This window comes from Acidovorax sp. (genome assembly GCF_046314175.1).
In the GTDB taxonomy this organism is placed as follows: Bacteria; Pseudomonadota; Gammaproteobacteria; order Burkholderiales; family Burkholderiaceae_C; genus Acidovorax.
The window spans coordinates 1-21,452 of the sequence record NZ_JBKBXG010000017.1 but is presented as its reverse complement, the minus strand read 5'-3'; the positions used below and the strand labels follow the sequence as shown (position 1 = coordinate 21,452).

Below are 21,452 nucleotides of genomic sequence, written 5' to 3'. Positions count from 1 at the left end.
TCAGCGCCCCATTCCCCAGTCACCCCAGCGCGGTGAGGGCCCCTGTAACCAAAGGTCGGTGAAAGCTTCTAAAATCGAGGGTTTTCACCGACCCACACAACTCCTGTCATGACCCACGTCGTCTCCGAAAACTGCATCAAGTGCAAGTACACCGATTGTGTGGACGTGTGCCCCGTGGACTGCTTCCGCGAAGGCCCGAACATGCTCGTCATCGATCCTGACGAATGCATCGACTGCGCCGTGTGCATCCCCGAATGCCCGGCCAACGCCATCTTTGCCGAAGAAGATCTGCCGGCCGAACAGCTCGCCTTCATCAAACTCAACGCTGAGCTGTCTTTTGCCGACGGCTGGAAGAGCATCACCAAGCGCAAGCCTGCACTGCCGGATGCCGACGAGTGGAATGGCAAGCCTGGCAAGGTCAACGAGCTGATCAAGTAACACTGCAAGCTGCTGGTGAGCCAAGCGTTGCAATCTGCTGTTGTGGTTGAAACCGATGCCGTCGTCATCGGCGCCGGCCCGGTGGGCCTGTTCCAGGTCTTCCAGCTGGGGCTGCAGGGCATCACTGCGCACCTGATCGATGCACTGCCCCATGCGGGTGGCCAGTGTGTCGAGCTGTATGGCGACAAGCCGATTTACGACATCCCAGGCGTCCCCGTCTGCAGCGGCCGTGAACTGGCGAATTTGCTGCTCCAGCAGATCGCGCCTTTCAAGCCGCATTGGCACCTGAACACCCTGGTTTCATCCCTGACCCTGCAGACTAATGGCCGCTTGCTGCTGCAGACCAGCGCCGGGGCGCAGCTGCTGGCCCGTTCGGTGTTCATTGCGGCTGGTGTGGGCGCCTTTGTGCCACGCACGCTGAAGATCGAAGGCATCGAGCGTTTTGTGGGCACGCAGGTCCACTACCAGGTCCTTCCCCGTGGTTTTGAGGTGTCCGGCAAGAACATCGTCGTGCACGGAGGCGACGAGCCCGCCGTGGCGCTCGCGGTGGAACTTGCGGAACAAGGCCATGCAGCACGCATCAGCCTCCTGCACCGCCGCGACGTCTTCCAGGCGCCCGATGTGTTGCTCCAGCGCCTGCAGCAACTGCGCGACGCGGGGCGCATCACCGTCGAGGCAACACAGATCACCGGTATAGATGCATCCCAAGACCGCCTGACCGCCCTGCAGATCGTGGACGCCGAAGGCGCGACGCGCGCTCTGCCGCTCGATCTGCTGGTCGCCGTGTTGGGTATCTCCCCCCGGCTCGGGCCCATCGCCGACTGGGGCATCGCCCTGGAGCGCAAGCAACTCATGGTGGACACCGAGGCCTTTCGCACCAGCGTGCCCGGTATCTACGCCGTGGGCGATATCAACACCTACCCAGGCAAGCGCAAGCTCATCCTGTGCGGCTTCCACGAGGCCACGCTGGCCGCTTTTGGTGCCGCCGAAGCGCTCAAGGGCAACAAGGTGGCGTTGCAATACACCACCACGAGTCCACGGCTGCACCAGTTGCTGGGTGTGGCACCGGCATCCGCGCCTTCCGCCAGCGCGTAGCCCCGGCGGGCCAAGGCACCGTCGCTCATGGCAGAACGGCTCGCCCGCAAATAAGCACAAAATGTCCAATCGGCGCACAAGCGCCCGGCACGATGGCGCCTCCCTTCAACACCTATCGGAGCACACCATGAGCCAACAACCCCTTCAATCCATCTGGGACACCTACACCGCGTCGTGGGAGACGGACTCGGCCAAAGACAGAGAAGCCCTGTTTTCCCAATCCCTCGACCCCGCCTGCACCTACAACGACCCACTGGCCACCGCCCAGGGCTGGACGCAACTGACCGCCTACATGGACGACTTCCACCGCCAGGTGCCCGGCGGCCATTTTGTGACCCACTACTTCGCCAGCCACAACCAGCAGAGCATTGCCAAATGGCACATGGTGGATGGCAGCGGGCAGGTGATCGGGGAAGGCGTGAGCTACGGTCGGTACAACGACCAGAATCGGCTGGTTGCGATGACCGGTTTCTTTGAAACCCATTGAGCAGGCGGACCCACCCGTGCTTTATCTCCGGCAAATCCAGGAGGGCATCGACTTCATCGAAGCCCATCTCGAATCCGATATCGAGCTTGTCGATGTGGCACGGGCCGCGGGGATGAGCCAGTGGCACTTCCAGCGGATCTTCAAGGCACTCACCAACGAAACCTTGAAGACCTACATTCGCTCGCGCCGGTTTGCCAAGGCGCTGGAGCAATTGACCAACACCCGCCTGAGCGTGCTCGACATTGCGCTGGCGTCGGGGTACGAGACACAGGAAAGCTTCACGCGCGCGTTCAGGGACTGCTTTCGGCTCACGCCGTCGCAGTACCGCAAGATGAGCAATCGCTCGCTATTCGTGCGCAAGATCCGGTTTGATGGGAGCTACCTTGCACACCTGCACCAGAACATTTCCCTGACGCCCGACATAAAGGAGCAACCCGCCATGCAGATGGTCGGACTGCCCACGGACTACTACGGCATCGATTCCGAAAAGAACAACTTGGGCAAGAAGTTGCCACCGCTGTGGGCGCAATTCATGGCACGGTTGGGCGAGATTTCCAATGTTGTCCCCGGCGTCTGCTACGGCGTGGTGGTGCCAGCGGGGACAGACACAGAAAAACTGCGCTACCTGGCCTGCATCGAAGTACAAAGCCCTGGCGCGTTGCCCACGGGCATGGTGGCCATGGAAATCCCCGCATCCAACTATGCACACTTCACCCACCGGGGTCCTGCGCAGAATGTCGATGCGACGGTGAACTACATCTATTCGAGCTGGCTGTTGTCAGCCGGGCAGTCGCACACCCTGGGGCCCGATCTGGAGATCTACGGTTCGCAGTACCACCCGACGGCCGACAGCTCGGTCATGCACTACGCCATCCCCATCGCCTGCCCCGCGCCCTGATCACCCCACTACAATGGCCCCCGCGTTCCTTCGGGATCGCCAACGCTAGGGGTGTCGAGGCCGGGCTACCGGAATCGACTGAGAGAGTCCCTTTGAACCTGATTGAGATCATCCTCGCGCAGGGAAGCACGTCCGCCTCGGCACAGCCCTGAATGCAATGACTTTGGGGCGCGCTGGCGGGCCGCCCCTGCTCTGTCCTGCTACGGAGCCTTTCCATGTCTTCATCTCCCGCCGCGCCCGCTGCCAACAACAACGAAGCGCTGGCCCCCATCTCATCGGACCGCCGCGTCTTCCAGTGGCATGACCACGCCTCGCTCTGGTTCAGCCTGGGCGTGGGCCTCTTGGTCATGCAAGTGGGTGCCTATCTGATGCCTGCACTGGGCACCAAAGAAGCCCTGATCGCCATCGTGGCCGGCTCCATCGTGGGCGCGGGCCTGCTGGGCTGGGTGGCCAAGCTCGGTTGCGACAGCGGCCTGGCCAGTGCGGGCCTGATGCATGCGGTCTATGGCCGCACCTTTGCCAGCCTGCCCATCATCCTCAACATCGTGCAGCTGATCGGTTGGGGTACGTTTGAGCTGGTGGTGATGCGCGACGCCACCGTTGCCATCGGACAGCAGTCCGGGGCCCTGGCCGGTGCGCACTGGCCGGTGCTGGCCACGCTGCTGTGGGGTGCCGTGGTCATGCTGCTTATCAGCGGATCGATGGTGCACCTGGTGCGCAAGGTGATTGCGCGCGTGGCGCTGCCTTTGGTGGTGCTGTCGCTGCTTTGGTTGTCGTGGCAGTTTTTGTCGCTGGCGCAAGCGCAAGGGTTTGACGCGCTATGGAACCGCCAGGGCGCAGGTGGCATGGGCGTCTTCTCTGCGCTGGACTTGGTGATCGCCATGCCGATTTCGTGGCTGCCGCTGGTGGCCGACTACGCGCGCCATGGCAAAAACGGGGGCTCTGCCCTGCGCGGCACCTGGCTGGGCTACGCGCTGGCCAATATGTGGTGCTACAGCCTGGGCGTACTGGTGGCACTGACCCTGCCCAGCAAGGACCTGGTGCAGGCGCTGCTGCTGGCCCAGGGCGGGCTGATTGCGCTGTCGCTGATCTTGATCGACGAAGTGGACAACGCTTATGGCGACACCTATTCGGGCGCTGTGTCGGCCCACAGCCTGCTGCCGCGCTGGAGTGTGCGCAAATGGGGCCTTGCGGTGGCCGCCGTGTGTACCGGCCTGGCGCTGGTGCTGCCCATGCACAGCCTGGAGCCGTTTTTGCTGCTGCTCAGCTCGGTGTTTGTGCCGCTGTTCGGTGTGATTCTGGGGCGGCTGGCCTTTGGCACCAACGCTCCCGCACTGCTAGCGCAGGCACGCAAAGTCAACCCCATACCGGTTGCCATCTGGCTGGCGGGTATCGCGTTCTATCACCTGCTGCCCATGGTCTCCACGGTGCTGGGCGCCACGCTGCCAACGCTGGTGCTGTGTTTTGCACTGGCGTTCGCCACCCGACCACGCCGGTAAGCGCGTTCAACCAAGGGCAGTCGGTGGTTGGCCTGCAACAGGGCAACGCTTCGGCTGCCTAAAATGGCCCATGAAATACTTAGTTCGAACCTTTTTCAAGACCCTGCGCATTGTTCTGGGCCCTGTGATGCTGCTCAAAGAAGCGTTGACTCGTCCGCAGGGCATGGTGCGCTCCCCGGCAGGGCAGGATGCAGTGGACCAATCGTGCCGCGCACTCGCCCTGTACCAATACAAAACCTGCCCGTTTTGCATCAAGGTGCGCCAGGAGATGCGGCGTCTGTCGCTGAAGATCGCACAGGTGGACGCGCAGCCGGAGGGCCCCGCCCGGGCCGAACTGACGCAGCAAGGTGGCCACACCAAGGTGCCTTGCCTGAAGATCACCGACGAGGCGGGCAACAGCCACTGGCTCTACGACTCAGAAAAAATCATCGCCTACTTGCGCAGCCATTTTGCGCAGGTGGTGTAAGGCAACCCAACACCAGCAACGTACGGGTCACACAGGCATTCAACGTCAGGTGTTCAGCACCCGCTGGGCCAGGGGCGCATAACCGTGGTTGAGGGGCCCATGGCCGCGGCCCGTTTGCACATCAGCACCTGCAGCAATGGCGCCCAGGATATAGGCACGGGCCCGCTCCACAGCTTGCTGCAGCGTCGCGCCCAGCGCGAGGTGCGCCGCAATGGCCGACGACAAGGTGCAGCCGGTGCCATGTCCGTTGTGCGTGGCAATGCGCTGCGATGACAACCGCTGGCACTTGCCGTCTGGCAAAGCCAGCACGTCGACCACCCAGTCCCCCGGCAGGTGCCCGCCTTTGAGCAGTGCCGCTGGCGCGCCCAGCCCCCGCAGCGCCTGAGCGGCCTCGTCCAGCGCATCCAGTCCGTCAATGTGCCGCCCCAGCAGCCAGCCCGCCTCGTCCAGGTTGGGGGTGATCACCTCGGCCAACGGGAAGAGTTCGCGCACCAGCACGGCCACGGTTTCCTGGGCGATCAGGCGGTCGCCACTGGTGGCCACCATCACCGGGTCCAGCACCACATGGGGCAACTGGTAGGTGCGAATGGCATCAGCCACCACGCGCACCACCTCGGGCGAGTGCAGCATGCCGATCTTGACAGCGTCCACGCCAATGTCCTGCACTACAGCGTCGATCTGGGCTTTGAGCATCTCGGGCGGGATTCCGTGGATGCCGGTCACCCCGCAGGTGTTCTGCGCCGTGATGGCGGTGATGGCGGTCATGCCGTAGCACCCGAGGGCGCTGAAGGTTTTGAGATCGGCCTGGATACCTGCGCCGCCGCCGCTGTCGGACCCGGCGATGGAAAGCACGCGGGCATAGCGGCGGCCTGTGGAGGGCGATGGTGTCAAAGAAGTCATGGCAAAAATTATGGCCTATGCGCCAGCGCAAAAAGTGCGGACGGTCGATGTGCTGTAATTCATTTTTCCGGACGAAACAGGGGTGTCCCGCCAATATGGTGTGCGACTGAGAAATACCCTGGGGCCCGCTCGATGCGCTGCGATGTATTGCACCGCTTGCACCACACCACGGCCCCGCTACCCGATCCAGGTCATGCTGGCGTGGGGAGTTTCCACCAACGGCGCTGCCCCGTTTTGTCCATTGCCGCTTGCCAGCACCCGGACACCCTTCTTCTCTATGCCGCTTCATCCGTCTACCTTTGCCGTTCTGGGCGCGGGCCTCATGGGCCGATTGCTGGCTGTGGAACTGGCCCGCCAGGGGCACAGCGTGGACATCTACGACGCGGGCGGCCCGGCCGCCGAACACTCGGCTGCCACCGTGGCGGCGGCCATGCTGGCGCCACTGGCCGAATCGGCCATCACCGAACCGGGGGTGGTGCGCATGGGGCACCATGCGCTTACCCGCTGGCCCCAACTGCTGGCGCCGCTCGCACAGCCGGTGTTTTTTCAGCAAGCGGGCACCCTCATCGTGTGGCACCGGCAGGACGCCGCCGAGGCCCAGCGCTTTACCCGCCAGCTGGAAGCCAACCAGAACACGCTGCCCGAGCTACCGCCCCTTCAAAAGCTGGACAGCAGCGCCATGGCAACCGCCGAACCCGCGCTTGCACACCGCTTCGCACAAGGCCTGTATCTGCCGGGTGAAGGCCAACTGGACAACCGACAGCTGCTGGCGGCGCTGGTGGTCGATATGGAGCGGCTATCGGTGCGCATGCACTGGCACACGCCCCAATCACCCGAGTCGTTTGCACCTGGCACGCCGGGCCAGCCCGACTGGGTACTGGACTGCCGTGGCCTGGGAGCCAAGGGGCAGTGGCCCGCGCTGCGCGGTGTGCGTGGCGAGGTGGTGCGCATCCATGCGCCGGACGTCACGCTGCAGCGCCCTACCCGGCTGGTGCACCCGCGCTACCCGATCTACATCGCGCCCAAAGAAGACCATCTGTTTGTGATTGGTGCCACCGAGATCGAGTCGGACGACCTCTCGCCCGCCAGCGTGCGCTCGACGCTGGAGCTGCTGAGTGCCGCTTACGCCGTACACCCCGGCTTTGCCGAGGGCCGCATCCTCGAAGTGGCCACACAATGCCGCCCCACGCTGCCCGACAACCTGCCCGCCATCCGCCAGCCGCGCCGGGGCGTGCTGGAGATCAACGGACTGTACCGCCACGGGTTCATGATCTCGCCCGCGCTGCTGGATGTGACGCTGGAAGTGCTGAACACCGGACAATCTCCCCTCTCGCAACGTTTTGACCTCGCACTGGACCTGGAGCCGAGTAGGCTCGCCCCGTCCAGCGCTGCCGCCCCCGTCTTTGCATGAATATCACCATCAACCAGATCCCGCACGAGCTGCCCGATGGCGCCACCGTGGCCGACGCCGTGGCCGCCATTACCGCACGCCCGCCTTTTGCCGTGGCGGTGAACACCACCTTTGTGCCCAACACCCGCTATGCCGCGCACGCCCTGCAGCCCGGTGACAGCGTGGAGGTCATCTCGCCCGTGACGGGGGGGTGAACTGTTGGATAAAAATTTGAGCCAAATTGGCCTCTAGCGCTTATCTGATAAGCGCTAGTAGCTATTAAAAATATAGTAAACATGATTTCTTCAATGCCCCAAGACCCTCTGGTGCTGTACGGCCAGCAGTTCACCAGCCGCCTGTTGCTGGGTACATCGCGCTACCCGTCCCCCGCAGTGCTCGAAGCCGCCGTGTTGCGCGCGCAGCCTGCCATGGTCACTGCGTCGCTGCGTCGCCAGGGCAGCAACCCGGCCGAAAGCGGCAGCAGCTTCTGGGAGCTGCTGCGCAAGCTCAACGTGCCTGTGTTGCCCAACACAGCGGGTTGCCACAGCGTGCAAGAGGCCATCACCACCGCGCAGATGGCGCGCGAGGTGTTCAACACGCCCTGGATCAAGCTGGAGCTGATTGGTGACGACTACACCCTGCAGCCAGACACCCTGAACCTGGTAGGCGCGGCGGAGCACCTGATCAAGGAAGGTTTTCAGGTGCTGCCCTACTGCACCGAAGACCTGGTGCTGTGCCAGCGCCTGGTGGATGTGGGCTGCCAGGCCGTGATGCCCTGGGCCGCACCCATCGGCACGGGCCGTGGCCCCGTCAACCCCTACGCCCTGCAGATGCTGCGCGAGCGCCTGGATGTGCCCATGCTGGTGGATGCGGGCCTGGGCCTGCCATCCCACGCCTGCCAGGTGATGGAATGGGGCTATGACGGAGTGCTGCTGAACACCGCCGTGGCCCTGGCACAAGACCCCGTCGCCATGGCGGGCGCATTTGCCGACGCCGTGAACGCGGGCCGCGCCGCCCGCAATGCAGGCGCCATGGCCGCGCAAGACGCCGCCCAGCCCAGCACCCCCGTTCTGGGCACCCCTTTCTGGCACCACGCCAATGCATAACGCACACAATGCCCACGACGGCGACGCAATGGCCGAAGCCATCGTTGCGCACCATGCCGCCACGTTCAGCGGCTTCGCTGCGGAGCCAACGCCCGCACCCACGTCGCAAGAGCCTGCGTACCGGGCTGCTCTCAAGGCCTGCAGCGCCCTGGGTTTCATCGCGCACGACGCCGAATGCGTGGCCCGGGCATGGCAGGCGCAGACACAACGCACCGGCGCTTTTGACGCCGCGCAATGGCCTGATGAACCCGACGACTTTGGACTGCAGCCCCTGCCGCGCGCACAAGCGTTTGCGCCCTGCCCCAACCGATTGGGTCTCTACGCCGTGTTGCCCGACGCACCCTGGGTAGGCCGCATGGCCCGCGCGGGCGTGCCCACGGTGCAGTTGCGCTTCAAGTCCACCAACGCGCAAGCGATTGCACGGGAGGTGCGCGCTGCGGTTGAAGCGGTGCAAGGTACGGGCGCCCTGTTGTTCATCAACGACCATTGGCAAGCAGCCATTGACGCAGGTGCCTACGGCATTCACCTGGGCCAGGAAGACCTGGATGCCCTTGATGCCACGCAGCTGCAGTCGCTGCGCGCGTCCGGGCTGCGCCTGGGCGTCAGCACCCATGGCTACGCCGAAATGGTACGTGCCGACGCGGTGGGTCCCAGCTATATCGCCATGGGGGCAGTGTTCCCTACCACGCTCAAGAAGATGGCCACCGCCCCCCAGGGTGTGGGTCGGTTGGGCATGTATGCCCGCCTGCTGCGCCACTACCCTCAGGTGGCCATTGGCGGCATCGGAGCCGAGCAGTTTGCGCAGGTCCTGACCACTGGCTTAGGTTCGATCGCGGTGGTGAGGGCGCTGGTCAACGCGCCCGACCCAGAGTCGACTGCCGCCCAGCTGATGCGCGATATGGCGGACATCAAGGCGGGTTGACGCAGGTATTGAGTCGGCACCAACCCACTTGACTCCGTTCACGACAAACCTGTCGAGGCGCGGTGCGAGGTTGCGACAAGCCTGTCCCGAGCCCGAAAGGGTGTTTCAAATTGAAAGAAGCGTCTGCCGCTGCTGGCGTGCTATTTGGGTTCTGACTTGCGCTGCTCTAGTTCCAGGCGCAGCTCTAGCAGATCGTTGTCCATGCCAAACCCTACCGCCTGCCCCGCTGCAGGCGGTGCGGTAACAGGTACCGCGGGCAGATCATTGAGTGTGAGGTGGGGCGGTTCGGACAGATCCAGATCCAGCGGCATGCCGCGCGTGGTGACAGGGTCCAGCACGGCGGGCGCCGTCGTGCCCTTCATGGATTCGGCCACCTGTGCGGGGACGAGGTCAAAGTCAAACTCAAGGGCGGCGGCGATAGAGTCCAGCGGCTGATCCTCTTTTCTTCGGCCCACCAAGGGTGTCGCAGCAGATTCTGCCACCAGCGTTTCGGTGCGTGGCGGTGCCAACGGTGTGGTGCGCTTGCGCGGCGCAGGTTCGCCCCGCGCACTGGCGGGCGTGGTCTGCGCGATGGACAGCAGCAGCAGCAGGTCGTCATAGGCTGCCAGGTCAAACGGTTCCACCGCCTCTGCACCCGTGCGGCGGAACAGCAGTTTTTCCAGCAGCAGCAGCACTTCGGGAGACGTCCACTCGGCCTCGATCTCGGCCAACGCATCCGTGTAGTGGTACAGCATGCGGCCCGTGCGATGAAACGTCGTGAATTCAGGCACCTGCGCGTTGAACGACTCCATGAACTGTTTGCGCAGTTGCGTGAACTCGTCCACCCGGCTGAGCGTGTGATAAAGCCGCAGAAGCTCCAGATACGCCAACGGCGACGATTCACGGTGCTGGGCGATGTGCTTGCGCAGCACCTCGATGGCCTGTTGATGCTCGCCCACCGACACAAAAAACTCGGCCTGCTGCTGAACGTCGAACAACTCTTCGGGATTGACGATATGCAGTGCAGCAGCGGACGCCGTCGCCGACACAGACGCACCCACCGGAGCCGCCGCCGTCGGCCGTGGCGGCGCCACCGGAACGGCATCGCGTTCCAATGCCGCAGGTGCACTGACGGCGGGGGACGTGGAGACAAAACGTTCCTGTAGCGGAACCGGTGCCGACATCGGCATCATTCCCGACGGGGTGGGCAAGGCGCCCGACGGGGTCCATGTGTCTCCCGGGTGAGGCGTCAGACCCAGCGCGGCATCGTGGGCTGCCACCGCATCACGGTTGCCCATCGCCACAGAGTCACGCCAAGCTTGCACCGCTTTTTCGGATGCGCTGCGCAGACGGGCCCAAATCCATGCAGCCAGCAGCAGTGCCAGCAGTAACAATCCGCCGAGCACATAGACCACCATGGCCGGGAAACGCTCCTGCTCTGCCGCATCCAGTTGTTGCTGCAATTGCGCTACAGCCGCACGGTCTCGGCCTGCCTGCGCTCGCAAGGTGGCGGCGTCAGCTTCCAACGCCTTGAGGCGGTCACTATCCTGAATATCCTGGGGCTGCGCGTTCAGTGACCGCCACAGCGCAGCTGCCTCAGCGCGTTGTGCCGACGGTTCATCGGATGGGGAGGCGAATAGCTCTTGGGACGGCCGCAAGACCACCGGACTGTCGAGCCAGGTATCCAGAGGCTCAACGACGAGGCGAGAGCGCGCAGCAGGCTGCGGGGCAGCGGCAGCGGCCCTGGGCGCCGCAGAGGGGCGGGCTGGAGGGCGCGCTGTGGGACGGACCTGCGCCCGTGCAGCCGATGGCGCCACGGGTGACGATGCCGCAGGAAGAGCAGCGGCCGCAGGCGCCTGCTGGCTCTGTGCTACTTGCGGGATGCGCGACAGACTCGCCACAGCACCGGACGCCTGAGAAAGACGCGACACATCGACCGGCGAAGCAGACCGTGCAACGGCCAAAGGAAGCTCTGAAAGAAATGTGTATGTGCGCGTGGTCTTGCCAACACACCCTGCGGTCAACGTGACGGTGAGCACCGGCTCATCGAGCGCCACCGCCGCCTGCACACGCACAGCGGGCGAACGCCCACGCACTTCAGGGAGGGGCGTAACACGCACCCGGGCGTCGCCAATGGGGGTGTCCCCTGCGACCAGTGCGGCCGCCACGCAGGACGATGCGACATCCGAGCCGGGGTCGGGCTGCACCTCAAAAGTCAGATCCACCGGGGCACCGAGCACTACCGCACCCCTGCTACCACCCAGCGACAGGGCGGAGGCTCCGGAGGCAACCACCCACAGACCGGCCCCAAGAATGGTGTTACGGATATTCACAATATGTTCTGTTTCTGGTTGCGGAGATTCTTGCACATAAGTCCCACCCAAGGCCACAGCCATAATGGCGCTATGAAAATTCAGTATCCCAACATCGCCGTCGTGGGCACCGGTGCCATGGGTCGGGGCATTGCACAAATTGCTGCCCAGGCTGGAAGCCAGGTTTTTTTGCTCGACACCAACCCCGGTGCCGCAGATGCAGCCAAAGTAGCCTTGCAGGACCAATGGAGCAAACTGGTCGCCAAGGGCCGCGTTGACGAAGCGCAGGCCAACGCTTGGGCCGCAAACCTGCATCCCGTGCGGACCGTGAACGATCTGGCGGACTGCGACCTCGTCATCGAGGCCATCGTGGAGCGCCTGGATGCCAAGCAGACATTGTTCTCGCAACTGGAGTCCGTGGTCCGCCGAGAAGCAGTGCTGGCTACCAACACCTCGTCGCTTTCGGTCACCGCCATTGGTGCAGCCCTAAAGCACCCGGACCGCCTGGCAGGGTTTCACTTCTTCAATCCGGTGCCGCTGATGAAGGTGGTCGAGGTGATTGCCGGCCTCAAAACCAACCCCGCCATCTGCGCCGACCTAGCCGCATATACCAAACAGATGGGCCACACCCCGGTGCAGGCGCAAGACACTCCGGGTTTCATCGTCAACCACGCGGGGCGTGGCTTTGGCACTGAGGCCCTGCGCATCGTGGGCGAGGGCGTGGCCGACTTCGCCACCATTGACCGTATCCTGCGCGACCAGGTGGGCTTCAAGCTGGGGCCGTTTGAGCTGATGGATCTGACGGCGCTGGACGTATCGCACCCGGTGATGGAGTCCATCTACCGCCAGTACTACGACGAGCCGCGTTTTCGCCCCAGCGTTATCACCGCACAGCGCCTGGCCGGTGGGGTGGTGGGCAAGAAGGTAGGCGAAGGGTTTTATCGCTATGTGGACGGCGTGGCACAGGTGCCCGCTGAAGCCCCGCCGCCTGTCGTGGCGGAGATCCCTCCGGTGTGGGTGTCCCCTCGGGCCGCACGCCGCGCAGAGCTGTACCTGTTGCTCAAGGAGCTGGGCGCCACCATCGAAACCGGTCAGTCGCCGTCCCCGCATGCACTTACGCTGGTAGCGCCTCTGGGTTTTGACATCACCACCGTGGCTGTTGTCGAGCGCCTGGATCCCGCCCGCACCATCGGTATCGACATGCTGATTGACGACGCGGCCACCAAACGCCGTGTGCTAGCAACCAACCCTGCCACCCGGGTTGACATCCGCAATGCGGCCCACGCCCTGTTTGCACGCGACGGCAAGCCCGTGAGCGTGATTCGCGACAGCGGCGGGTTTGTCACGCAGCGTGTGGTGGCCACCATCGTGAACATCGCCAGCGACATTTGCCAGCAAGGCATTTGTTCCCCTAAGGACCTGGAGACCGCCGTCACCCTGGGCCTGGGCTATCCAATGGGGCCGTTGGCCATGGGCGACCGCTGGGGCCCGACCAACATTCTCGAAGTGCTGTTCAACATGCAGACCGTTTACGGTGACACGCGCTACCGCCCCAGCCCCTGGCTGCGCAGGCGCGGTGCCATCGGTCTGAGCCTCACACACGTCGAAGAAGATTGAGGCCTCCATGCCCGCAGAACTCCAGAGCACCAGCCAGGGCCAGACCCTGATCCTCACGCTTCGCAACCCGGAGCGGCGCAACGCCATCGACCCTGCGATGTACGCCGCGGGCATTGAGGCCTTGAGCGGAGCCGAAAGCAGCGCGGACATCCGCAGCGTGGTCATCACTGGCGCCGATGGCATGTTCTGCGCGGGCGGCAACCTGCAGCGCCTGCTGGCCAACCGCCAGGAAGCCCCCGAAGTGCAGGCCCAGAGTATCGAAGGGCTGCACAACTGGATCGAGACCATTCGCACCTATCCCAAGCCGGTGATTGCCGCCGTCGAGGGGGCGGCAGCGGGCGCGGGGTTCTCTCTGGCGCTGGCGTGCGACTTCATCGTGTCGGCCCGCAATGCCGTGTTTGTGATGGCCTACAGCAATGTGGCTCTGTCGCCCGACGGCGGAGGCAGCTGGAGCCTGGCACAGGCCCTGCCCCGCCAGATCGCCACCGAGATCCTGATGTGCGGCGACCGCATGAATGCAGAGCGCTTGCACACGCTGGGCCTTATCAACCACATCGCCGAGCCCGGTCAGGCGCTCGACACGGCCCTGGCGCTTGCCGAGCAGCTCAATGCGCGCGCGCCCAACGTGCTGGCGAGCATCAAGGAGCTGGTGGCAGAAGCGCCCCACAACAGCCTCACACAACACCTGGGCCACGAGCGCGATCACTTCGTGAAAAACCTGCACCACGCCAACGGCGGCGCAGGCATCACGGCCTTTCTTGAAAAACGCGTTCCCCGCTACGAATAACCCGTCACCCGAGCGTTTCAAGTCACCTCAACGCATCACAACAAAAAGCCCCCTGCGCGCTACCCACAGCGCCAGGGGGCTTTTGCTTGAAGTGCGTACAGACACGCAGGTGACAACCCTGAGCCAGAGCGGAGGTCCCTGACGTGACAATGGGTCTGTTTCTAGTCACCCAAAAGACAGGCCATGGACGACCCGATTCTTACTATCGAAGAACGTGAAGCGATCAACTCAGGTCGCTGGTTTTCATCACTCTCACCTTCACTACGCCACGACATCCTGCGATGTGCATACGTCAAACGCTACAAGGACGGCGGCCTCATCGCCGCACGCGGCGATCCGCCCGAGGAGTGGATTGCGTGCGCCAGGGGTGCCGTGCGTGTGAGCTCTACATCCATCTCGGGCAAGCAGATCACGCTGACCTATGTGGAGCCGGGCATCTGGTTCGGCGACGTGGCGATCTTCGACGGAGACCGGCGCACACACGATGCGTATGCGCATGGCGACACCACCATCCTGTGTGTGGCCAAGGCCGACTTCAAGAAAATTCTTGCGGCGCATACCGAGTTTTACGAGGCCATGCTGCGTCTGCATGCACGGCGCATTCGCCAGTTGTACGGCTTGGTGGAGGACCTCAACACGCTGCCGTTGCGGGCGCGGCTGGCCAAGCAGCTGGTTCACCTGGTGCGCAGCTACGGAATCCCCAGTCTGTCGGATGGCAGCGAGATGCGCATCGGGCTGCAACTGGCGCAGGAAGAACTGGCCCAACTGCTGGGCGCATCGCGCCAGCGGGTGAACCAGGAGCTCAAAGCCATGGAGCGCGAGGACGCCATCCGCATCGAACCGGGCGGCCTGGTGGTGCGAGACCGCGACGCCCTCATGCGCATCTCTGAGACCGACAACTGACCCCTGCACCCCATCCATGAGCAATTTCGACCACTTTGTAGGCACGCGCCCTGTTTCTGAGCAGCATGCATTTGACACATCAGCGCTGACCGCCTGGCTCACGCAGAACATGGCAGGCTTTGCCGGCCCGTTGACGGTTGAAATGTTCAAGGGCGGGCAGTCCAACCCCACGTACAAGCTCATCACGCCCTCCAAAAGCTATGTGATGCGGTCCAAGCCCGGGCCGGTTGCCAAGCTGCTGCCATCAGCCCATGCCATTGAGCGCGAGTTCGCGGTGATGAGCGGCCTGTATGGCACGGACGTTCCTGTGCCCCGCATGTATGTGCTGTGTGAGGACGAATCGGTGATTGGCCGCGCGTTCTACGTGATGGAGTGCATGGAAGGCCGTGTACTGTGGGACCAGTCTTTGCCCGGCATGACACAGGCCGAGCGCGGCGCCATCTACAACGAGATGAACCGCGTGATTGCTGCGCTGCACACCGTAAAGTTCGCGGACCGGGGCCTGGCGAGCTACGGCAAACCCGGCAACTACTTCGACCGCCAGATCGGCCGCTGGAGCAAGCAGTACGTGGCGTCCATCACCCAGCCCATCGAAGAGATGGACAAGCTCATGGAATGGCTTCCCGCCCACATGCCTGCCAGCGCACGCGACGAAGGCCATGTGTCCATCGTTCACGGCGACTTCCGGCTGGACAACCTGATGTTTCACCCCACAGAGCCCCGCGTCATTGCCGTGCTGGACTGGGAACTGTCCACACTGGGCCACCCGCTGGCTGACTTTAGCTACCACTGCATGAGCTGGCACATCCCCGCAGCGATGGGTCGCGGTATCGCAGGCCAGGACCTGGTGGCGCTGGGCATCCCCGACGAAGACAGCTACATCCGCGCCTACTGCGAGCGCACTGGCATCACTACACCGGACGCGCTGCGCGCGGACTGGAACTTTTACCTGGCCTACAACCTGTTCCGCATCGCGGCCATCCTGCAAGGCATCGCCAAGCGGGTGGAGGCAGGCACGGCATCGAGCGCGCAGGCCAAAGCATCTGGCGACACAGCACGGCCCATGGCCCAGCTGGCCTGGTCGTTTGCGCAACGCGGCTGATACCACCCCGCCCACCGCACGGCCCCACTGATTTTTAGACGGAGACCCCATGGACTTTGATTACTCCCCCAAGACCAAAGAACTGCAAGCCAAGCTGCTCCAGTTCATGGACGACCACATCTACCCCAACGAGGCTTCGTACAAGAACGAACTGGCGGCCAACACCGTGGCCGGCAAACGCTGGACCGCACTGAACACCATTGAGAGCCTCAAACCCAAGGCGCAGGCCGCAGGCTTGTGGAACCTGTTTTTGCCCGTCGACAGCGCTGCTGCATCGGGCTACGACGGCGCAGGCCTGACCAACCAGGAATACGCACCACTGGCCGAAATCATGGGCCGCGTGCCATGGTCGAGCGAGGTGTTCAACTGCTCCGCGCCTGACACCGGCAATATGGAAACCATCGCCCGCTACGGCGATGACGCCAACAAGGCACGTTGGCTCAAGCCCCTGCTTGAAGGCAAGATCCGCTCGGCCTTTGCAATGACCGAGCCGGACGTGGCGTCCAGCGACGCCACCAACATAGAAACCCGCATCGAACGCGATGGCGACGATTACGTCATCAACGGCCGCAAGTGGTGGATCTCCGGCGCAGCCGACCCCCGCTGCTCTGTGTTCATCACCATGGGCAAGACCGACCCCGACGCGCCCCGCCACTCGCAGCAGAGCATGGTGCTGGTGCCAGCCGACGCCAAGGGCATCACCATCATCCGCCCCCTGAATGTGCTGGGCTATGACGACGCGCCCCACGGCCATGTGGAAATGACGTTCGAGAACGTGCGTGTGCCCGTCTCCAACATCCTGCTCGGAGAGGGCCGCGGCTTCGAGATCGCCCAAGGGCGCCTTGGCCCCGGGCGCATTCACCACTGCATGCGACTGATTGGCCTGGCAGAACGCGCGCTCGAGCTGATGTGCAAACGTGCTTCGTCACGCACCGCATTTGGCAAGACCGTTGCCCAGCAGACGGTGACGCAAGAGCGCATTGCCGAAGCCCGGTGCAAGATCGACATGGCTCGCCTGCTCACCCTCAAGGCTGCCTGGCTGATGGACGTGGCTGGCAACAAGGTGGCCAAGACCGAAATCGCCATGATCAAGGTCGTGGCCCCCAGCATGGCCTGCCAGGTCATCGACTGGGCCATGCAGGTGCACGGTGGTGGAGGCATGTGCGACGACTTCCCGCTCGCATCGGCCTATGCCAACGCCCGCACCCTGCGCTTTGCGGACGGCCCGGACGAAGTGCACCGCAACGCCATTGCCAAGTGGGAGCTGGGCAAGTACGGCACCTACGGTCGCGATGCGGGTGTGCCGATCACGCGCGGTAGCTAAGAGCTCCCCCTGAGGCGCCATGCGCCTTCCCCCGGAGGGGGACGCCACCAGTGGCCTGGCAAAGCCGGCTCCACGGTGGCACTGGCGTTACGCGCGCCAGTTCAAGGCCCACAGGCTCTTGGCTCAGGCCGAATCCGGCGTCCGCGACAGCTGCGGCGGGGGCAGGTTCTGCAAAGCCCCTTGCGCTGCAGCCAACAGCAACTGGGTGGCCTGCGCGATTTCTGGCAGGCTGCGGTGTGTGTGCTCCATGCGCAGGTACACCTTGCCACGCACCAGCATCAGCAGCAGCGGCGACTCGGCCCGCGCTGCGCCGCCCTCGCCTTCCAAGATGTTCAGCAGTTGCGACACCACCGGCGCGTGGATCCAGCGCTGCGCGGGTTCGATGTGCTCAGCCACCACCGCAAAGTGCCGCCTGAACGATATCGGGAGTTCCGGCCAGGCCACCTCTTCAAACATCGCCAGCCAACGCATTTCCTCGGGCATGCTGGCGTTCACCGTGGTCTGCAGGGTGTCGGTGATGGCACTGTAGGCGTTGCCCTCCAGCGCCTCCTGCAACGGGCGGTTGAGCACCATCACGGCGGCGTCGGGGTCGGCGCCCACGTCCGCCCGGCCACGCAGTTCCAGGCCCCGCACGTACTCGCGCGTGGACGCACCACACTCCAGCCGCCAGGGGTGGCCGTTCAACTCGCCACCCAGGTCGAAATGCCCCTCGGTCGCTTGCGCCACGATGGCCAGGCGCTGTGTGCCGGCCCAGCGCACCACCTCCTGGTTGGACACCGGCTTGCCTGCGGACGAACCGCCCGACGGTTGTAGTGCTTTGCGGAGGCGGTCAAACATGGCGGGTTCGGAGCACGGCGCTCCGCCGTAGTCGCGGGTACGGGCATTATTGTGGGCATTGGCTTCCACGGCAAACCGCTACGATGGCCCCCTTCGCTGATCTCCTTTGCATGCCCGTGACCTGCAACCTCCGCCCTTCCCCGCCGCCCGCGCCGTTCACTCCGCTGCGCCGTCGCCTGGTGACCAGTGCCGTCGCCACAATCTGCAGCGTGTTGCTGGCACCCGCTGCCATGGCCACGCCCCTTCCGGCACAACACTGGCCACCCGCTGATGCATCGACCAACGCCCAACGCCTGGTGCGCTGGGCCACAGACACGGTAGACCACCAGAACATGCCGTTTGCCGTGATCGACAAGCCTGCGGCACGCATTCACGTGTTTTCGGCCCAGGGACACTGGCTGGGCAGCGCCCCGGTGTTGCTGGGCGCTGCGCTGGGTGACCGGTCTGCCCCAGACATCGGCACGCGCCCCCTTTCACAGATTCGACCCGATGAACGCACCACGCCAGCCGGCCGGTTTGTGACCGAACCCGGCCACAACCTGCGGGGCGATGACATTGTGTGGATTGACTACGACTCGGCCGTGTCGCTGCACCGGGTACGCAGCGTGAGTGCTGCAGAGCGCCGCCCGCAGCGCCTTGCCAGCCCAGGTGCGCGCGACAAGCGCATCAGCTACGGTTGCGTGAACGCGCCCGAGGCGTTCTACAACCAGTTCATTGCACCGGTGCTGGGCAGAGGGCCCGGTGTGGTGTATGTGCTGCCAGATACCGAACCATTTGCTTCAATATTTATAGCTGCTAGCGCTTACCAGTAAAGCGCTGGAGGCACTTTTTACCTAAATTTTTTACTGCGGCGCCAATGTGCACCGGCCACAGGCACTACGCGGGTACCGCGCGCGTCACGCGCTGGCACGTGCCAGATTGAACACAGGTCGGCGCCCGCCCACCCGCACACCGCGTGCATTAATGATGTCCGAGGCCCGGCGGTGCGCGAGCGCCTCGCGCTGCGAATCATCGAGCCAGCCCAGTTGGTCCATCACCTCCACGGCCGCAGCCACCTGCGCCACCATGTTGCCGTCCATGATCTTGAGCGCAAATGCCTCGCCCCGGCTGCGACTGCCCACCACCTGTACGCCGTCAGCGCCGGTCTTGGACACCCAGTCGCCACGGCCCACCCGCATGAAATCCTGGTCGTGCCGACCGGTGCCCGACCCCAGTTCGGGGTGGGCCACCATCGCATCGGCCAACGCGGTCAGGCTCTCGTCCAGATCGGTATCAGGCGTGCCGCCTGCCAGTCGCGCGTAGCCGCGGGCCAGGTGGGCCAGCGGCATGGCGTAGTTGGGGGCCGAGCACCCGTCAGTGCCCACCTGCAATTGCTGCGGCTCCAGCCCCACCGCCTGCGCCACCCGTTCGCGGATGGCAATCTGCAAGGGGTGACCGGGTGCCAGATGGTCGTCCTGCGGCAAACCCTGCAACACACAATACGCTGCAAAGCCCGCGTGTTTGCCGCTGCAGTTGTGGTGGCGCTCGTCCGCCACAAACCCCGCTGGCAACTCGAGCCCTGGCAGCCCCATCGCAGCAAACATGGGCACATGGCAACCACAGCGCAGGGCCTTGTACGTCAGGTCCACGGTGCCCAGCATGTGGTCCACCTGCGCCACATGCATGGGTTCGCCGTTGTGGCTGGCGCACAGCAGCGCCAGGTCTGCCGGGCCCCAGCCCAGGCTGCGGGCACCGCCCGACAGCATGAACGGCAGGGCCTGGAACGCCTTGATGGTGGAGCGCGTGAACGTGACCGCATACGGGTCTCCCACCTGGGCCAGCACACGCCCGGTGCGGTTGGCAACGGCGACTGCACCCCAGTGCTGGCACTCGGCCAGGTCGCCGCGGGTCACTTCAATCAATGGAACGAACTGCACACAGGTCCTGAAAATCGAGCGTGGCGTTTTATTTTGCGACGGGCGCCAGTGTCAGCTGATGCACCCAGACCGCAGGCTTGCGCTGCAGGGCGCGGTAACCGGTCTGGGCCCAGGTAGTGCTCATGTCGCGGTAGCGGGGCGAGAACACCAGGCCACTCTGCCCGGTTTGATAAATGAAGCGCGACTGTTCCAGGTCCGCCAGGTCATACACCGCGCGCAGCGATGCCGCGTGCCGGTTCACGAACGGGCCTTTGGCTTCGCCTGCGTTGTACTGGCCCACGTTGACGGTGTACGCGTCGCCGTGGGACGGCACGCTCACATCAAAAAACCGTGCCAGCGCGGCCACGTTGCCAAAGGGTCGGTGGGCGCTGAGCGCCGGGTGCGCCGCACCCCAGCGCCACTGCGCCGGGTCGCCGCCGTATGCGGCCTGCAGGCGATCCAGCGCGCGGCCCAGGGCTGCAGCAGATTGTTCTGCACAGGTGGAGGGCTGGCACCACCAGGTGTCATTGCGTTCCAGCACGCCTTCAATGCTGGCGCGGTAGTCGCGTTTGCCGTAAGTGGCGGTGAACCGCTCTTCGCCGATGCGCGGAATGATCAGGCCACGGGCCAGCTCATCCGTCCATGCCGCAAACAGCAGCGGCGCGGCCGCGTTGGCATCCATCACACCGTCAAAGCCCTTGAGCTGCGCCTGTGCGGCGGCAGCGAGCGGATGCGTGGACTGCGCCTGCAGCAGGTGCGGCAGCAGGCGACGTGTGGCCAGCGATGTCACGTCGCTGTGGATGGCCTGCATGCTCTGGGCATCGTGCTTTTCCGTCGCTTCGATCAGTTGCGCAATGCGTTCATAGCGGTAGGGCAGCGCCCAGTCTTGCGTGAGATAGTGCGTATAGCCTGGCGCAGTGATGCGCTGGTTGGCGGTAGCGATCCAGCCCTGGGCACCATCGTCCTGTGGGGTCTGGTCATAGGGCAGCCAGCCCTGCCAGTCGTAGCGCGCCTCCCAGCCGGGCGACGGGGCCACGCCGCGAATGTCGTTGGCGGCATCGCGCAGCGGCACACGGCCCACGGCCTTAAAGCGGATGTTGCCCTGGTCATCGGCAGCCACCACGCTCTGCATGGGCGAGTGGTAGTGCGACAGGGCCTGGAACAGTTCATCGACCGACTTGGCCTGGTTGGTTTGCAAACCTGCCAACACCGTCTGGTTGTCGGCATCCAGCGCGCTCCAGCGCAGCGCCAGCACGTACTTGTCCAGGTCCAGCACGTCGGCATGTACCTTTTGCGCATCGCTCAGCACGGGGCCGTGGCGCGTGCTGCGCAGTTTGATCGCCACGTCGGCAGCGCCTTTGACGCGAATGGTTTCATTACGCACCGTGAACGGCGCCCAGCCATCGGGCGTGCGGTACTGCGAGGCATCGGCGGGGTTGATCTGCTCCAGGTACAGGTCCTGTACGTCGGGGCCGGTGTTGGTAAAGCCCCAGGC

The 21,452-nt window shown here is 64.4% G+C and carries 21 protein-coding genes and 1 riboswitch; of the genes, 16 read left to right on the top strand and 5 right to left on the bottom strand.

Going from position 1 to position 21,452, the window contains the following annotated elements; all coding sequences use genetic code 11:
* The first annotated feature begins 108 nt into the window (after nucleotides 1–108).
* From fdxA to ACK4OE_RS06745, 6 genes are all read left to right on the top strand, one after another.
* The gene (gene fdxA, locus ACK4OE_RS06770) at nucleotides 109–438 is read left to right on the top strand and encodes a ferredoxin FdxA (RefSeq protein WP_409883911.1); all 330 of its coding nucleotides are present in this window, start codon (nucleotides 109–111) and stop codon (nucleotides 436–438) included.
* A 27-nt stretch (nucleotides 439–465) separates the two neighbouring features.
* Nucleotides 466–1,533 carry an NAD(P)/FAD-dependent oxidoreductase gene (locus ACK4OE_RS06765; RefSeq protein WP_409883910.1) on the top strand — a complete coding sequence of 356 codons (1,068 nt, stop codon included), beginning with the start codon at nucleotides 466–468 and terminating at the stop codon, nucleotides 1,531–1,533.
* Between the two features lie 127 nt (nucleotides 1,534–1,660).
* The gene (locus ACK4OE_RS06760) at nucleotides 1,661–2,020 is read left to right on the top strand and encodes a nuclear transport factor 2 family protein (RefSeq protein ID WP_409883908.1); all 360 of its coding nucleotides are present in this window, start codon (nucleotides 1,661–1,663) and stop codon (nucleotides 2,018–2,020) included.
* 16 nt (nucleotides 2,021–2,036) lie between these two features.
* A complete protein-coding gene (locus ACK4OE_RS06755; protein ID WP_409883907.1) occupies nucleotides 2,037–2,918 on the top strand; it encodes a helix-turn-helix domain-containing protein in 882 nt (293 codons plus the stop codon).
* Nucleotides 2,919–2,955: 37 nt separating this feature from the next.
* A riboswitch (TPP riboswitch) is annotated at nucleotides 2,956–3,060 on the top strand.
* A 73-nt stretch (nucleotides 3,061–3,133) separates the two neighbouring features.
* A complete protein-coding gene (locus tag ACK4OE_RS06750) occupies nucleotides 3,134–4,417 on the top strand; it encodes a purine-cytosine permease family protein (RefSeq protein ID WP_409883906.1) in 1,284 nt (427 codons plus the stop codon).
* 70 nt (nucleotides 4,418–4,487) lie between these two features.
* Nucleotides 4,488–4,883: a glutaredoxin family protein gene (locus tag ACK4OE_RS06745; RefSeq protein ID WP_409883905.1), complete on the top strand. Its 396-nt coding sequence runs from the start codon at nucleotides 4,488–4,490 to the stop codon at nucleotides 4,881–4,883.
* A 45-nt stretch (nucleotides 4,884–4,928) separates the two neighbouring features.
* Here the strand turns inward: ACK4OE_RS06745 and thiD are convergent, their stop codons facing one another.
* Complete coding sequence (gene thiD, locus ACK4OE_RS06740) at nucleotides 4,929–5,783, bottom strand: bifunctional hydroxymethylpyrimidine kinase/phosphomethylpyrimidine kinase (protein WP_409883904.1); 855 nt, start codon at nucleotides 5,781–5,783, stop codon at nucleotides 4,929–4,931.
* Between the two features lie 277 nt (nucleotides 5,784–6,060).
* Here thiD and thiO point away from each other — a divergent pair, with 277 nt between their 5' ends.
* The 4 genes from thiO to ACK4OE_RS06720 all read left to right on the top strand — a co-directional run bounded on the left by thiO (nucleotide 6,061) and on the right by ACK4OE_RS06720 (nucleotide 9,201).
* On the top strand, nucleotides 6,061–7,194 hold the full coding sequence (gene thiO, locus ACK4OE_RS06735) for a glycine oxidase ThiO (protein WP_409883903.1): 1,134 nt from the start codon (nucleotides 6,061–6,063) through the stop codon (nucleotides 7,192–7,194).
* On the top strand, nucleotides 7,191–7,388 hold the full coding sequence (gene thiS / locus ACK4OE_RS06730) for a sulfur carrier protein ThiS (protein ID WP_409883902.1): 198 nt from the start codon (nucleotides 7,191–7,193) through the stop codon (nucleotides 7,386–7,388). The genes thiO and thiS overlap by 4 nt, the downstream gene beginning before the upstream one ends.
* 81 nt (nucleotides 7,389–7,469) lie before the next feature.
* Nucleotides 7,470–8,279: a thiazole synthase gene (locus ACK4OE_RS06725; protein WP_409883901.1), complete on the top strand. Its 810-nt coding sequence runs from the start codon at nucleotides 7,470–7,472 to the stop codon at nucleotides 8,277–8,279.
* On the top strand, nucleotides 8,272–9,201 hold the full coding sequence (locus ACK4OE_RS06720) for a thiamine phosphate synthase (RefSeq protein ID WP_409883899.1): 930 nt from the start codon (nucleotides 8,272–8,274) through the stop codon (nucleotides 9,199–9,201). The genes ACK4OE_RS06725 and ACK4OE_RS06720 overlap by 8 nt, the downstream gene beginning before the upstream one ends.
* 140 nt (nucleotides 9,202–9,341) lie before the next feature.
* Here the strand turns inward: ACK4OE_RS06720 and ACK4OE_RS06715 are convergent, their stop codons facing one another.
* Nucleotides 9,342–11,513, bottom strand: coding sequence for a FimV family protein (locus tag ACK4OE_RS06715; protein ID WP_409883898.1), 2,172 nt, complete (start codon nucleotides 11,511–11,513; stop codon nucleotides 9,342–9,344).
* Between the two features lie 72 nt (nucleotides 11,514–11,585).
* Between ACK4OE_RS06715 and ACK4OE_RS06710 the strand changes: the two genes are divergently transcribed.
* From ACK4OE_RS06710 to ACK4OE_RS06690, 5 genes are all read left to right on the top strand, one after another.
* Nucleotides 11,586–13,109 carry a 3-hydroxyacyl-CoA dehydrogenase gene (locus tag ACK4OE_RS06710; RefSeq protein WP_409883897.1) on the top strand — a complete coding sequence of 508 codons (1,524 nt, stop codon included), beginning with the start codon at nucleotides 11,586–11,588 and terminating at the stop codon, nucleotides 13,107–13,109.
* A 7-nt stretch (nucleotides 13,110–13,116) separates the two neighbouring features.
* The gene (locus ACK4OE_RS06705; protein ID WP_409883896.1) at nucleotides 13,117–13,896 is read left to right on the top strand and encodes an oxepin-CoA hydrolase, alternative type; all 780 of its coding nucleotides are present in this window, start codon (nucleotides 13,117–13,119) and stop codon (nucleotides 13,894–13,896) included.
* Between the two features lie 183 nt (nucleotides 13,897–14,079).
* Nucleotides 14,080–14,799, top strand: coding sequence for a Crp/Fnr family transcriptional regulator (locus tag ACK4OE_RS06700; protein ID WP_409883894.1), 720 nt, complete (start codon nucleotides 14,080–14,082; stop codon nucleotides 14,797–14,799).
* 16 nt (nucleotides 14,800–14,815) lie between these two features.
* Nucleotides 14,816–15,901, top strand: coding sequence for a phosphotransferase (locus ACK4OE_RS06695; protein WP_409883892.1), 1,086 nt, complete (start codon nucleotides 14,816–14,818; stop codon nucleotides 15,899–15,901).
* Nucleotides 15,902–15,950: 49 nt separating this feature from the next.
* A complete protein-coding gene (locus ACK4OE_RS06690) occupies nucleotides 15,951–17,225 on the top strand; it encodes an acyl-CoA dehydrogenase family protein (RefSeq protein ID WP_409883891.1) in 1,275 nt (424 codons plus the stop codon).
* 123 nt (nucleotides 17,226–17,348) lie between these two features.
* Here ACK4OE_RS06690 and ACK4OE_RS06685 read toward each other — a convergent pair whose 3' ends face one another.
* Nucleotides 17,349–18,062 (bottom strand): hypothetical protein, encoded by a 714-nt coding sequence (locus ACK4OE_RS06685; RefSeq protein WP_409883890.1) that lies wholly within the window; start codon nucleotides 18,060–18,062, stop codon nucleotides 17,349–17,351.
* A 230-nt stretch (nucleotides 18,063–18,292) separates the two neighbouring features.
* Between ACK4OE_RS06685 and ACK4OE_RS06680 the strand changes: the two genes are divergently transcribed.
* Nucleotides 18,293–18,874 carry a hypothetical protein gene (locus tag ACK4OE_RS06680; RefSeq protein WP_409883966.1) on the top strand — a complete coding sequence of 194 codons (582 nt, stop codon included), beginning with the start codon at nucleotides 18,293–18,295 and terminating at the stop codon, nucleotides 18,872–18,874.
* An 84-nt stretch (nucleotides 18,875–18,958) separates the two neighbouring features.
* Here the strand turns inward: ACK4OE_RS06680 and ACK4OE_RS06675 are convergent, their stop codons facing one another.
* Together ACK4OE_RS06675 and ACK4OE_RS06670 are read right to left on the bottom strand one after the other, a co-directional pair.
* Entirely contained in the window at nucleotides 18,959–19,978 is a 1,020-nt protein-coding gene (locus ACK4OE_RS06675; RefSeq protein WP_409883889.1) for an asparaginase, read from the bottom strand.
* A 28-nt stretch (nucleotides 19,979–20,006) separates the two neighbouring features.
* Nucleotides 20,007–21,452, bottom strand: a 1,446-nt coding sequence (locus tag ACK4OE_RS06670) for a penicillin acylase family protein (protein WP_409883888.1), incomplete at its 5' end; no start/stop codon positions are given.